We start from the raw sequence: 13,142 nt of genomic DNA on the forward strand, positions 1-13,142 counted from the left end.
GGGCACGCCGCCGCGTCGCTGCCGAGCGGGCGGTGCGGGCCTTCGGCCGTGCCAGTGGCTGGCGCGCCGGCATCGTGCGGATTCCCGGCATCTACGCCGCGGACCGCCTGCCAGTGGCGCGCCTGCTCAAGGGCACGCCGGCGCTGGTGCCCGAGGACGACGTCTACACCAACCACATCCACGCCGACGACCTGGCGCGCGCGATGATCGCCGCGCTGCTGCGCGGCAGGCCGCAGCGCGTCGTGCATGCCAGCGACGACAGCGAACTGCGGATGGCCGACTATTTCGATCTGGTGGCCGACCGCCGCGGGCTGCCGCGGCCGCCCCGGCTGTCGCGCCAGCAGATCCGCGAGGCCGTGGAGCCGGCGCTGCTGAGCTTCATGAGCGAATCGCGCCGGCTCGACAACGCGCGGCTCAAGCGCGAGCTGCGGCTGCGGCTGCGCTATCCGACGGTTCACCACTTCTTCGAAACCTGATCCGCTCCGGGCGCCTGGAGCCCTTTGAGCCATCGCGCCGCCGCGATGGCATGGCGATTGCGTCATTCCGCTTCGCTAACCTGTCTATACAGCATATTGGGGCACGATGCCCGCAGGCCGTGCCGGAACGTCACCACGATGGTGCGAAACAACCGTTGCCAAGGCCTCCGCCGATGCCGCCGCTCCATTCGCCTGCCCGTTATCGCTTTCCCGATCAGGGTTTGCGAGGAGCGTCCGGGATTCGGCAACGGTCATTGGCGGGGCCCTTCCGGAAGGGCGAAGCCGTGATCTTTCGTCTCCTTGACTTGTATATACAGGATTGCTACATTGCCCGGAAACCGACCGGCGCCCCGACCGAGGACGCCGGCACGACCCGGGCGGGCCCGCCAGCCGGCGGCGCCGTTCGCGACACCAAAGGAGCCAGACAGTGCAGATGCAGAAGCGGAAGTTGGGGAATCAAGGGGGCGCCGGCCGTGCGCTCGGTTGGCTGGCCACGCTGGCGCTTGCCGCCGGGGCCGGCGGGGCGCAGGCCCAGACCACCAAGGTGGCGCTGGGCATGAGCGGCTGGACCGGCTTCGCGCCGCTGACGCTGGCCGCCAAGGCCGGCATCTTCGAGAAGCACGGCGTCGAGGTCGACATCAAGATGATTCCGCAGAAGGACCGCCATCTGGCGCTGGCCTCGGGCGCGATCCAGTGCGCGGCGACCACGGTGGAAACGCATGTGGCCTGGAACGCCAACGGCGTGCCGATCACGCAGATCGTGCAGCTCGACAAGTCCTACGGCGCCGACGGATTGGCGGTGCGCAGCGACGTCAAGTCCTTCGCCGACCTGAAGGGCAAGACCATCGGCGTCGATGCGCCGGGCACCGCGCCGTATTTCGGGCTGGCGTGGATGCTGAAGAAGAACGGCATGACCATCAAGGACGTCAAGACCACCACGCTGTCGCCGCAGGCGGCCGCGCAGGCCTTCGTCTCGGGCCAGAACGATGCGGCGATGACCTACGAGCCGTACCTGTCGACGGTGCGGCAGAACCCGGAGAAGGGCAAGATCCTCGCGACCACGCTTGACTATCCGATGGTGATGGACACGCTCGGCTGCACCCCGAAATGGTTGAAGGACAACCCGAAGGCCGCGCAGGCGCTGGTCGACGGCTACTTCGAAGCATTGGAGATGATTCGCAAGGACCCGGCCAAGTCCAACGAGATCATGGGCGCCGCGGTCAAGCAGACCGCCGAGCAGTTCGCCAAGTCCGCCTCGTATCTGCGCTGGCAGGACCGCGAGGCCAACCGTAAGTTCTTCGCCGGCGAGCTGGCGGAGTTCAGCAAGGAAGCTGCCGCGGTGCTGCTCGACGTCGGCGTGATCCGCAAGGTGCCGGACGTGACCGGCCTGTATGACCCGCGGTTCATCCGCTAAGCGCCGGGAGCCGCGATGACACAACCGTTGCACGCCGATTCGCTGCGGGCCGTCGCGCCCGACAGCCCGGCGCCCGCCAGGACGATGCCGGCCGCGCCGCGTGCGCGCCGGACCCATCCGTGGCTGACGCCGCTGACCCCGGTCTCGCCGCGCACCCGCTGGGTGCTGGGCCTGGGCTTCTTCGTGCTGTTCTTCGCCGTCTGGGGCGCGGTGACGCTGGGCGGCCTCGTGCCGCCGACCTTCCTCGCCGATCCGATGACGATGGCGCGCGAGGCGTGGCTGCTGTTTACCGAGTATGGCTTTCTCGGCGACATCGGCATGACCGTCTGGCGCGTGCTGGGCGGCTTCGTGCTGGCCGCCGTGCTGGCGGTGCCGCTGGGCATCCTGATGGGCGCCTACAAGGCGGCCGAAGCCTTCTTCGAGCCCTTCGTCTCGTTCTGCCGCTACCTGCCGGCCTCGGCCTTCATTCCGCTGCTGATCCTGTGGGCTGGCATTGGCGAGACGCAGAAGCTGCTGGTGATCTTCATCGGCTCGTTCTTCCAGATCGTGCTGATGGTGGCCGTCACCGTGGGCGGCGCGCGCCGCGACCTGGTCGAGGCGGCCTATACGCTCGGCGCCAACAGCGCCGGCATCGTCAAGCGCGTGCTGATTCCCGGCGCCGCGCCCGGCATCGCCGAAATCCTGCGGCTGGTGCTCGGCTGGGCCTGGACCTATGTGATCGTCGCCGAGCTGATCGGCTCGTCGTCCGGCATCGGCCACATGATCACCGACAGCCAGGCGCTGCTCAATACCGGGCAGATCATCTTCGGCATCATCGTGATCGGCTGCATCGGCCTCGTCTCTGACCTGCTGTTCAAGCTCGCCAACCAGCGGCTGTTTCCGTGGAGCACCATTCAATGAGCGCGCTGTCGATCCAGCAGGTGTCGCGCACCTTCGTCAATCCGCGCGGCGGCCAGACCCAGGCCTTGCTGCCGGTGGACTTCGAGGTCCGCGAGAACGACTTCGTCACCATCCTCGGGCCTTCGGGTTGCGGCAAATCGACGTTGCTGCGCATCGTCGCCGGCCTCGACTCACCGACCTCTGGCCGCGTGCTGCTCGACGGCGAGCCGGTCACCGGACCCGGCGCCGACCGCGGCATGGTGTTCCAGTCCTATACGCTGTTCCCGTGGCTGACGATCGAGCAGAACGTCCGCTTCGGCCTGCGCGAGCGCGGCATGAGCGTGGCGGAGCAGCGCGAGCGCAGCGATTTCTTCATCGCCCGCGTGGGCCTGCGCGGCTTCGAGCATCACTATCCGAAGCAGCTGTCGGGCGGCATGCAGCAGCGCACCGCGATTGCGCGGGCGCTCGCCAACGATCCGAAGATCCTGCTGCTCGACGAACCATTTGGCGCGCTCGACAACCAGACCCGCGTGCTGATGCAGGAGCTGCTGCTCGGCATCTGGGAAAGCGCGCGCAAGACGGTGTTGTTTGTCACGCACGATATCGACGAGGCGATCTTCATGGCCAACCGGGTTGCGGTATTCTCTGCGCGGCCCGGACGGATCAAGACCGAAATCGCCGTCGACTTCGCCCATCCGCGGCACTACACGATCAAGACGTCGCCGGAGTTCTCGGCGTTGAAGGCGCGGCTGACCGAAGAGATCCGTGCCGAGGCGATGGCCTCGGCCGAGCATTGAGCCGGCCCATGATGTCCACCCGCACGCGCACCGACACGCCCACCGACACGCCCGCCGACGCGCGCGTCGACCCACGCAACCACTGACCATGACCGTAGAAGCCGGCACCCGCCGCCCCGCCACCCGCCCCGACGCCAACGGCCACCGCCCGTCGCCCGATGCCACGCCGACCGCGCTGTACCAGCAGGTCAAGGAGTACATCGCGCGCCAGATCCAGAGCGGCGCCTGGCAGCCGGGCGATCGTGTGCCGTCGGAGCAGGAGCTGGTCAACCGCTTCGCCGTGTCGCGGATGACGGTCAACCGCGCGCTGCGCGAGCTGGCCGAGCAGGGCAGGGTGGTGCGCGTGGCGGGGGTCGGCACCTTCGTCGCCGAACACAAGCCGCAGTCGACGCTGCTGTCGGTCGTCAACCTGCAGGACGAGATCCGCATGCGCGGGCACGACTACGCCTGCGACGTGATCCTGGTCGAGCGCGCCTCGGCCTCGATCGAGGTGGCGGCGGCGCTCGACCTGCGCACCGGCGAGTCGGTCTTCCATTCGGTGTGCGTGCATCGCGAGGACGGCGTGCCGGTGCAGCTGGAGGATCGCTACGTGAACCCGCGCGTGGCGCCCGACTTCATCAACCAGGACTTCAGCGGCGTCAAGCCGGGCGAATACCTGCTGCGGCATGTGCCGTACGACCAGGTCGAGCACGTGGTCGACGCGGTCGCGGCAACGCCCGAGCAGGCCAGCCAGCTGGAGATGCCGGTGACTCAACCCTGCCTGCTGCTGACGCGGCGCACCTGGACCGCCGGCACGCCGGTGACCTTCGTGCGCTGCCTGCATCCGGGCAACCGCTATCGCCTCGGCAGCCGTTTCCGTGCCGATGGCAATCCGGCGTTCGGCTAGCGCGGGGCCCGGTGGCCCGGCGGCTCTTTCGACCGTACGCTTCCGAACCTGACTTCGATCTCGATTCGACCTAAGCTGATTCAAGCCGTACCAAGCTGTATAGACAGGACCATACAATGACCACGCCACACTCCGCTTCCCAATCGACCCAGCCGCATCCCACGCTGACCCTGCATCCCGGCGACGTCTCCCTCGCCGAACTGCGCCGCATCTACCGCGGCGAGGTCCGGCTCGCGATGGCGGATTCCGCCTGGGCCGACGTGCGTGCCGCCCAGGCCACCGTGCAGCAGATCGTCGATACCGACGCGGTCGTCTACGGTATCAACACCGGCTTCGGCAAGCTGGCCAACACGCGCATCCCGCACGACAAGCTGGCCGAGCTGCAGCGCAACCTGGTGCTGTCGCACAGCGTCGGTACCGGCCGCGATCTGCCCGCCGATACGGTGCGCCTGATCCTCGCGACCAAGGCGGTCAGCCTGGCGCGCGGCCATTCGGGCGTGCGTCCGGAACTGATCGAGGCGCTGCTGGCGCTGGCCAACCACGGCGTCACGCCGTGCATTCCGGCCAAGGGCTCGGTGGGCGCGTCGGGCGACCTGGCCCCGCTGGCGCATCTGTCGTGCACGCTGATCGGCGTCGGCGAGGCGATCGTCGACGGCCGCCGCCTGCCGGCGGTCGAGGCGCTGGCGCATGCCGGCCTGAAGCCGTTCGAGCTCGGACCCAAGGAGGGCCTGGCGCTGCTGAACGGCACCCAGGTATCGACGGCACTGGCACTGGCAGGCCTGTTCGCCGCCGAAGACGCGTTCGCGGCCGGCCTGGTGGCGGGCGCGCTGTCGCTCGAGGCGATCAAGGGCTCGGTCAAGCCGTTCGACGCCCGCATCCACGCCGCGCGCGGCCAGGCCGGCCAGATCGCGGTCGCCGGCGCGGTGCGCGAGCTGCTGGCGGGCAGCGAGATCGTCGACTCGCATCGCGAGTGCGGCCGCGTGCAGGACCCGTATTCGATCCGCTGCCAGCCCCAGGTGATGGGCGCCTGCCTGGACAATCTGCGCCACGCGGCGCGCGTGCTGCAGATCGAGGCCAATGCCGCCTCCGACAACCCGCTGGTGTTTTCGGAGCAGGGCGACGTGGTGTCCGGCGGCAACTTCCACGCCGAGCCGGTGGCCTTCGCCGCCGACATCATCGCGCTGGCGCTGGCCGAGATCGGCGCGATCTCCGAGCGCCGCCTGGCGCTGCTGCTCGACACCGGCCTGTCGGGCCTGCCGCCCTTCCTGGTGCGCGACGGCGGCCTGCATTCGGGCTTCATGATCGCGCAGGTCACCGCCGCCGCGCTGGCGTCCGAGAACAAGTCGCTGGCCCATCCGTCCAGCGTCGACAGCCTGCCGACCTCGGCCAACCAGGAGGATCACGTGTCGATGGCCACTTACGGCGCGCGCCGGCTCGGCGACATGGCGGAGAACACCGCCGTCGTGGTCGGCATCGAGGCGATGGCCGCCGCGCAGGGCATCGAATTCCACCGGCCGCTGAAGTCCTCGCCGCTGATCGAGACCGAACTGGCCCGCATCCGCGAGCGCGTCGATTTCGTCGAGGTGGACCGCTATCTGGCGCCCGATATCGAGGCGATGAAGCAATGGGTGCTGCAGGGCGACGCGGGCGCGGGCTGGCCGCAGGCGGTGCGTGCCGTGCTGCCGGCGCAGGGCGAAGCGGGCTGACGCGGGCGCCCGCAAACCGAGGCCGCCCGACACCACCGACCGAAACACCACCGAACGAGACACCAGCAAAGCAGGAGAACCGAACATGAACGCCAACGAACAGCAATTCCTCGCACGCGGCCAGCGCGAAATCCGCGCGCCGCGCGGCACCGAGCTGCACTGCAAGAACTGGCTGATCGAAGCCGCCTATCGCATGATCCAGAACAACCTGGACCCGGACGTCGCGGAACGTCCGCAGGACCTGGTGGTCTACGGCGGCATCGGCAAGGCCGCGCGCAACTGGGAATGCTTCGACGCGATCCTCGACAGCCTGCGCCGCCTGGGCGAGGACGAATCGCTGCTGGTGCAGTCCGGCAAGCCGGTCGGCGTGTTCCGCACGCATGCCGATGCACCGCGCGTGCTGATCGCCAACTCGAACCTGGTGCCGCACTGGGCCAACTGGGACAAGTTCAACGAGCTCGATCGCGCCGGCCTGATGATGTACGGCCAGATGACCGCCGGCTCGTGGATCTACATCGGCACGCAAGGCATCGTACAGGGCACCTATGAAACCTTCGTCGAGGCGGGCCGCCAGCACTACGGCGGCGACCTGTCCGGCAAGTGGATCCTGACCGCGGGCCTGGGCGGCATGGGCGGCGCGCAGCCGCTGGCCGGCGTGCTGGCCGGCGCTTGCGTGCTGGCGATCGAATGCCAGGAGTCGCGCATCGATTTCCGCATCCGTACGCGCTATCTGGACAAGAAGGCCACCACGCTGGACGAGGCGCTGGCGATGATCGCCGAGGCCACCGCCAGCAAGCAGGCGATCTCGGTGGGCCTGCTCGGCAATGCCGCCGAGATCGTGCCCGAGCTGGTCAAGCGCGCGCAGGCCGGCGGCATGCGGCCCGATATCGTCACCGACCAGACCTCGGCGCACGACCTCGTCAACGGCTATCTGCCGGCCGGCTGGACCGTCGAGCAATGGGAAGCCGCGCGCAAGGCCGATCCGAAGGCGGTGGAAGCCGCGGCGCGCCCGTCGATCGTCGAGCACGTCAAGGCGATGCTCGCCTTCCAGCAGATGGGCGTGCCGACGCTGGACTACGGCAACAACATCCGCCAGGTCGCCTTCGACGAGGGCGTCAAGAACGCCTTCGACTTCCCGGGCTTCGTGCCGGCCTATATCCGTCCGCTGTTCTGCCGCGGCAAGGGCCCGTTCCGCTGGGTCGCGCTGTCCGGCGATCCGGAGGACATTTACAAGACCGACGCCAAGATGAAGGAGCTGTTCCCCGAGGACAAGCACCTGCACCGCTGGCTCGACATGGCGCGCGAGCGCATCGCCTTCCAGGGCCTGCCGGCGCGCATCTGCTGGGTCGGCCTGGACGAGCGCCATCGCGCGGGCCTGGCCTTCAACGAGATGGTCAAGTCCGGCGAGCTGAAGGCGCCGGTGGTGATCGGCCGCGACCATCTGGACTGCGGCTCGGTGGCCTCGCCCAACCGCGAGACCGAGGCGATGAAGGACGGCTCGGATGCCGTCTCCGACTGGCCGCTGCTCAACGCGCTGCTCAATACCGCGGGCGGTGCGACCTGGGTCAGCCTGCACCACGGCGGCGGCGTCGGCATGGGCTTCTCGCAGCATAGCGGCGTGGTGATCGTCTGCGACGGCACCGATGCCGCCGCCCGCCGCATCGAGCGCGTGCTGTGGAACGACCCCGCCACCGGCGTGATGCGCCACGCCGACGCGGGCTACGACATCGCGATCGACTGCGCGCGCGAGAAGGGCCTGAACCTGCCGATGGTCAACCGCGGATGAGCGCGACGCCGTCGCAACCACCGCAACCGGGGCGGCCACGGCGCTTTGCGCTGGCCGAGCTGACGCCGATGCCGTGGAAGAACGGCGGCGGTACCACGCGCGAGATCGCCGCGTGGCCGCCCGCCGCCGGGCTCGACGCGTTCGACTGGCGCCTGAGCATCGCCGATATCGCGGACGATGGCCCATTCTCGGCGTTCCCCGGCATCGACCGCCAGATCGTGCTGCTCGATGGCGCCGGCGTGCGCCTGCAAGCGCGCGATGGCAGCTTCGATCATCGTCTGGTGGCGGTCGGCGAGCCGTTCGCCTTTGCCGGCGAAGCGACCGTCGATGCCACGCTGCTGGGCGGACCGACGCGCGACTTCAATGTGATGACGCGGCGCGGCCGCTGCCGCGCGCGTGTGCAGTGCACCGGCGCGGCCATGGACAGCGCCGAGGTCCAGGCGGATACGACGGTCGTGCTCTATGTGCTGGCCGGCCGCTGGCGAAGCGATCACGCGCGAAGCGCCGACGCCGATGTGCTGGCGGTGGGCAGCGGCTTGTTGCTGCCACCCGGCAGCGCCTTCCGCTGGCTGCCCGAAGATCAGGGCGCCCGCTGCCTCGTCGTCAGGCTGCAATCGACGCAGCCATCCTCCGATAGGGAAACCCAGTCATGACGCAGTCCGCTGAAGAATTCGCTGTCGATGCCGGCGTATCGCGTGCGCCGTCGGCCGACGGCGTCTGGCATCGCTGCCATCTGCTGCCGGATGCCGACCCTGCCAACGCCATCCGCGATGCCGCGCTGGTCGTCGAGCAGGGTCGTATTGCTTGGCTCGGCAAGCAGGCCGAGTTGCCCGAGGCCTACCGCAGCCTGCCGCACCACGATGCCAACGGCGCGTGGATCACGCCGGGCCTGATCGATTGCCACACGCATCTGGTCTATGGCGGCCAGCGCGCCGACGAATTCGCGATGCGGCTCGCCGGCGCCAGCTACGAGGACATCGCCCGCGCCGGCGGCGGCATCGTCTCGACCGTGCGGGCCACGCGCGCCGCCGGCGAAGATGCGCTGTTCGCGCAGGCCGCGACGCGGCTGGCGCCGCTGCTGGCCGAGGGCGTCACCGCGATCGAGATCAAGTCGGGCTATGGACTGGACCTCGCCACCGAGCGCAAGCAGTTGCGCGTCGCGCGGCGGCTCGGCCAGGCGTTCGGCGTGGCGGTGCATACGACCTTCCTCGGCGCGCATGCCCTGCCGCCCGAATACGCCAATCGCGCCGACGACTACATCGCGCTGGTCTGCGATACGATGCTGCCGGCGCTGGCGCAGGAAGGGCTGGTCGATGCGGTCGACGCCTTCTGCGAGGGCATCGGCTTCTCGCCGGCGCAGACCGAGCGCGTGTTCGACGCCGCGCACCGGCATGGGCTGCCGGTCAAGCTGCATGCCGAACAGCTGAGCAATCTCGGCGGCGCCGCGCTGGCGGCCCGCTATCGCGCCTTGTCGGCCGACCATCTGGAACATCTGGACGAGGCTGGCGTCGCGGCGATGGCCGAGGCGGGGACCGTCGCCGTGCTGCTGCCCGGCGCCTACTATTTCCTGCGCGACACGCATCTGCCGCCGATCGCGCTGCTGCGCCAGTACGGCGTGCCGATCGCGCTGTCGACCGACCATAATCCCGGCACGTCGCCGGTGACCTCGCTGCTGCTGATGCTCAATATGGCCTGCACGCTGTTCCGCATGACGGTGCCCGAGGTGCTCGGCGGCGTCACCACGCACGCCGCGCGCGCGCTCGGCGCCAGCGATCGGCATGGCCTGCTGGCACCGGGACGCGGCGCGGATTTTGCGCTGTGGCGCGTCGATTCGCCGGCCGAGCTGGCCTACTGGTTCGGCCGCAATCCGCTGGCCGCCGTGGTGCGCCAGGGGCGCGTGTTCGCCGGACCCGCAGGAGTGTCGAGATGAGTCCAGTCCCCGATCGAACGCTGTTCGCCGCCGAGGCGCTGCTGCCCGATGGCTGGGCCAGCAACGTGCTGCTGAGCTGGGACGCCGACGGCAAGCTGACCGCCGTGACGCCCAACGCCGCGCCGGCCGCCGACACGCCGCGCGCCGCAGGGCCGGTGCTGCCCGGCATGACCAATCTGCATTCGCACGCCTTCCAGCGCGGCTTCGCCGGCCTGACCGAGTTCCGCTCGGCCGCTGACGATTCGTTCTGGAGCTGGCGCGAGCTGATGTACCGCTTTGCGCTGCGGCTGGCGCCCGAGACGCTGGAGGCGATCGCCACGCAGCTCTATATCGAGATGCTGCGCGCCGGCTATACCAGCGTCTGCGAATTCCACTATGTCCATCACCAGGCCGACGGCACGCCGTACGCCGATCCGGCCGAGATGTCGCTGCGCCTGCTGCGCGCCGCGGAGCGCGCGGGCATCGGCATCACGCTGCTGCCGGTGCTGTACCAGAGCGCGGGCTTCGGCCCCAAGCCGCCGCTGGCCGAACAACGCCGCTTCCTGCACGAGACCGACGCGATGCTGGCGCTGTTGCAGCGGCTGGCACCGGCTTGCACGGGAGCGGCGCGGCTTGGTCTCGCGCCACACTCGCTGCGCGCGGTGCCGCCCGACAGCCTGCGTGCCGCGGTGGCCGGGCTGCATGCGATGGACCCGACCGCGCCGGTGCACATCCATATCGCCGAGCAGCAACGCGAGGTCGACGAATGCCTGGCGTGGTGCGGCACGCGGCCGGTGGACTGGCTGCTGGACCATGCACCGGTCGACGCGCGCTGGTGCCTGGTGCATGCGACCCATCTGGACTGGGACGAGCGCCGGCGCCTGGCGAACAGCGGCGCGGTGGCCGGCATCTGTCCGACCACCGAAGCCAATCTCGGCGATGGCGTGTTCGATGCCGCGCCCTATCTGGAGCAGGGCGGCGCATGGGGCATCGGCTCGGACAGCCATGCGAGCGTCAGCGTCAGCGAGGAGCTGCGGCTGTTCGAATACGGGCAGCGGCTCGCGCTGCAGAAGCGCAACGTGCTTGCCTCGAGCCGCCATCCGCAGGTGGCCGATCGGCTCTATCTCGATGCGGCGGCCGGCGGTGCGCGGGCGGCGGGACGTGCGGTGGGCGGGCTGGCGGCCGGACAGCAGGCGGACTTCGTCGTGCTGGACGGCAATCATCCGACGCTGGCCGGCCTGCGCGGCGAGCAGGCGCTGGCCGTCCACGTGTTCGCCAATCACGGACATGAGACACTAGCGGAAGTCCGCAGCGCGGGACGCCGCCGCGTGCAGGGCGGCGTCCATGCCTTGCAGGCCGAAGCGGGCGCGGCCTTCGCCAGCGCGCGTGCCAGCCTGCTGGCGCCATGACGGTGACCGTCGACGGCGACTATGCCGCAGCCCCGGACCGCATTCCAGACGAACCCTGATCTTGCCACCGGCAACGCCGCACCGGCTCGCGGCCGGCGGCGATGCCACTCGTAGCAGCAATATGACTTCCTTCTCCACCGATACCCCGGCCTTCACGCTGCAGCGCGGCACGCGCCCGCTGCTGATCTCGATGCCCCATGTGGGTACCTATCTGCCGCCGTCGGTCGCCGACCGGCTGACCGACGAGGCGCGCACCGTGCCGGATACCGACTGGCATATGGACCGGCTCTATGGCTTCGCGCGCGAGCTTGGCGCGTCGGTCCTGATGGCGACGCACTCGCGCTATGTGGTCGACCTGAACCGCCCGCCCGACAACGCCAACCTGTATCCGGGCCAGGACACCACCGGGCTCTGTCCGGTCGATACCTTCGACAAGACGCCGCTGTATGCGAACGGCGTGGGTCCCGACGAAACCGAGATCTTCGCGCGCCGCGACGCGGTCTGGCGTCCCTATCACGATGCGCTGGCCGGCGAACTGGCGCGGCTGCGCGCGGAGCACGGCACGATCGCGCTGTGGGACGCGCATTCGATCCGCTCGGTGCTGCCGCGCTTCTTCGACGGCAAGCTGCCCGACTTCAATCTGGGCACCGCCAACGGCGCCAGCTGCGATGCGGCGCTGGCCGACCAGGTCGCGAAGATCGCCGGCGAAGCGCAGGGCTATACGTCGGTGCTGAACGGACGCTTCAAGGGCGGCTATATCACCCGCCAGTACGGGCAGCCCGCGCGGGGCGTGCATGCGATCCAGCTCGAGCTGTCGCAATGCACCTATATGAGTGAGCAATATCCGTTTGACTACGACGAAGCGCTGGCGGGCAAGCTGCAGCCGACACTGCGGCGGATGCTCGAGGCCGTGCTGGCCTTCGTCGAGGCGCGTTGATGGCGCGCTGATGGCGCGCTGATGGCGTGCTGGCATCGGCAAACAGAGACGGCGCATGCCGTCTCTGTTCTCGCGCCAACGTCATTTCCCGCTGCGCAGCCGCTCCTCGATATGCTGGGCGCGCTGCAGCGAACCGGGGTGCGTGCTCAGCATGCTCGATTGCCCGCCGTCGAGCGCCGCCATCTTGCGGAAGGCGGTCACCAGGGCCTCCCGATTGGACTTGTTCTTCGTCAGCAGATCGAAGGAATAGTCGTCCGCCGCGGTTTCCTGCCGCTGCGAGAACTGCGAGTTGACCAGCGTCTCGGCCAGCTCGCCCAACTGCGACGACGACAGCGCATTGAGCGTCGCGCTGCCCGCGGCGCCCAGCACGCCGCGCGCGGCAGCGGTCGCGTAGGCCACCTGCATCGCCGCCTTGGTATGGCCGAGCGCCACGTGGCCGATCTCGTGCCCGACCACGCCGCGTACTTCGTCATCGGTCATCATGTCCATCAGCCCGCTGTAGATCCGCACGCAGCCGTTGGCCATCGCCCAGGCATTCACTTCCTTGGTCTCGTAGACCTTGGCGTCGAGCGGCAGGCCGGTGTTCTGCAGGCCCGCCATGATCTTGGTCAGGCGCTGCCCATAGGTGCTCGTCGGCGCGGCGATCTTGTTCTTCTTGTCCATCTCGGCGCACGACTGGTCCGACAGCGTCTTGATATTGGCGTCGGACAGCGTCGCGGCGGTGAACAGGCTGCCGCCGGCCTGCGTCAGGCCCTGCATGTCGGCGCCGGCGCATCCGGCGAGCAGGGCGGCCGCGAGGGTCGCGAGCAGGGGGGCCTTGGCGCGCAAGGCGGTGCGGCGTGGCATGGCTGGGGTCATGGCGGATCCTCTTGATGCTGGAGAATCCAGCAGCATACGCAGCCCAGCCGCGACCCGGTAGCGGGCGATGTCCGACGTAGCGAAG

Annotated in this window: 11 protein-coding genes and 1 pseudogene; 11 read left to right on the plus strand and 1 reads right to left on the minus strand. The window is 69.3% G+C overall.

Annotated features, from left to right (window positions below; genetic code table 11):
• The 11 genes and pseudogenes from B551_RS26405 to hutG form a co-directional block, all read left to right on the plus strand.
• A pseudogene (locus tag B551_RS26405) lies at positions 1-476 on the plus strand (SDR family NAD(P)-dependent oxidoreductase); the annotation flags it as partial.
• Positions 477-924: 448 nt separating this feature from the next.
• The gene (locus B551_RS03390; protein WP_052511254.1) at positions 925-1,890 is read left to right on the plus strand and encodes an ABC transporter substrate-binding protein; all 966 of its coding nucleotides are present in this window, start codon (positions 925-927) and stop codon (positions 1,888-1,890) included.
• 15 nt (positions 1,891-1,905) lie between these two features.
• Positions 1,906-2,790: an ABC transporter permease gene (locus B551_RS03395; RefSeq protein ID WP_052511253.1), complete on the plus strand. Its 885-nt coding sequence runs from the start codon at positions 1,906-1,908 to the stop codon at positions 2,788-2,790.
• Entirely contained in the window at positions 2,787-3,566 is a 780-nt protein-coding gene (locus B551_RS03400) for an ABC transporter ATP-binding protein (protein ID WP_006579257.1), read from the plus strand. Before B551_RS03395 ends, B551_RS03400 begins: the two co-directional genes overlap by 4 nt.
• A gap of 88 nt (positions 3,567-3,654) precedes the next feature.
• Positions 3,655-4,452: a histidine utilization repressor gene (gene hutC / locus B551_RS03405; RefSeq protein ID WP_006579256.1), complete on the plus strand. Its 798-nt coding sequence runs from the start codon at positions 3,655-3,657 to the stop codon at positions 4,450-4,452.
• Between the two features lie 116 nt (positions 4,453-4,568).
• Positions 4,569-6,158, plus strand: coding sequence for a histidine ammonia-lyase (hutH, locus tag B551_RS03410; RefSeq protein WP_023263487.1), 1,590 nt, complete (start codon positions 4,569-4,571; stop codon positions 6,156-6,158).
• Positions 6,159-6,243: 85 nt separating this feature from the next.
• Positions 6,244-7,944 carry a urocanate hydratase gene (gene hutU / locus B551_RS03415; RefSeq protein WP_006579074.1) on the plus strand — a complete coding sequence of 567 codons (1,701 nt, stop codon included), beginning with the start codon at positions 6,244-6,246 and terminating at the stop codon, positions 7,942-7,944.
• The gene (locus B551_RS03420) at positions 7,941-8,597 is read left to right on the plus strand and encodes a HutD family protein (protein ID WP_023263488.1); all 657 of its coding nucleotides are present in this window, start codon (positions 7,941-7,943) and stop codon (positions 8,595-8,597) included. Before hutU ends, B551_RS03420 begins: the two co-directional genes overlap by 4 nt.
• On the plus strand, positions 8,594-9,874 hold the full coding sequence (gene hutI, locus B551_RS03425) for an imidazolonepropionase (protein WP_023263489.1): 1,281 nt from the start codon (positions 8,594-8,596) through the stop codon (positions 9,872-9,874). The genes B551_RS03420 and hutI overlap by 4 nt, the downstream gene beginning before the upstream one ends.
• On the plus strand, positions 9,871-11,262 hold the full coding sequence (locus tag B551_RS03430; protein ID WP_023263490.1) for a formimidoylglutamate deiminase: 1,392 nt from the start codon (positions 9,871-9,873) through the stop codon (positions 11,260-11,262). Before hutI ends, B551_RS03430 begins: the two co-directional genes overlap by 4 nt.
• A gap of 121 nt (positions 11,263-11,383) precedes the next feature.
• A complete protein-coding gene (gene hutG, locus B551_RS03435; protein WP_006576426.1) occupies positions 11,384-12,199 on the plus strand; it encodes an N-formylglutamate deformylase in 816 nt (271 codons plus the stop codon).
• 81 nt (positions 12,200-12,280) lie between these two features.
• On the opposite strand, the gene B551_RS03440 is transcribed toward hutG, so the two are convergent.
• Positions 12,281-13,045, minus strand: coding sequence for a M48 family metallopeptidase (locus B551_RS03440; protein WP_006576427.1), 765 nt, complete (start codon positions 13,043-13,045; stop codon positions 12,281-12,283).
• Positions 13,046-13,142: the final 97 nt, after the last annotated feature.

Origin of the sequence: Cupriavidus sp. HPC(L) (genome assembly GCF_000307735.3) — a bacterium.
GTDB lineage: Bacteria > Pseudomonadota > Gammaproteobacteria > Burkholderiales > Burkholderiaceae > Cupriavidus.

Bases quoted from the DNA above. Each gene is read 5' to 3' on its own strand.
- B551_RS03395 (WP_052511253.1), top strand. From the start codon at position 1,906: ATGACACAACCGTTGCACGCCGATTCGCTGCGGGCCGTCGCGCCCGAC.
- B551_RS03400 (WP_006579257.1), top strand. From the start codon at position 2,787: ATGAGCGCGCTGTCGATCCAGCAGGTGTCGCGCACCTTCGTCAATCCG.
- hutC (WP_006579256.1), top strand. From the start codon at position 3,655: ATGACCGTAGAAGCCGGCACCCGCCGCCCCGCCACCCGCCCCGACGCC.
- hutH (WP_023263487.1), top strand. From the start codon at position 4,569: ATGACCACGCCACACTCCGCTTCCCAATCGACCCAGCCGCATCCCACG.
- hutU (WP_006579074.1), top strand. From the start codon at position 6,244: ATGAACGCCAACGAACAGCAATTCCTCGCACGCGGCCAGCGCGAAATC.
- B551_RS03420 (WP_023263488.1), top strand. From the start codon at position 7,941: ATGAGCGCGACGCCGTCGCAACCACCGCAACCGGGGCGGCCACGGCGC.
- hutI (WP_023263489.1), top strand. From the start codon at position 8,594: ATGACGCAGTCCGCTGAAGAATTCGCTGTCGATGCCGGCGTATCGCGT.
- B551_RS03430 (WP_023263490.1), top strand. From the start codon at position 9,871: ATGAGTCCAGTCCCCGATCGAACGCTGTTCGCCGCCGAGGCGCTGCTG.
- hutG (WP_006576426.1), top strand. From the start codon at position 11,384: ATGACTTCCTTCTCCACCGATACCCCGGCCTTCACGCTGCAGCGCGGC.
- B551_RS03440 (WP_006576427.1), bottom strand. From the start codon at position 13,045: ATGCCACGCCGCACCGCCTTGCGCGCCAAGGCCCCCCTGCTCGCGACC.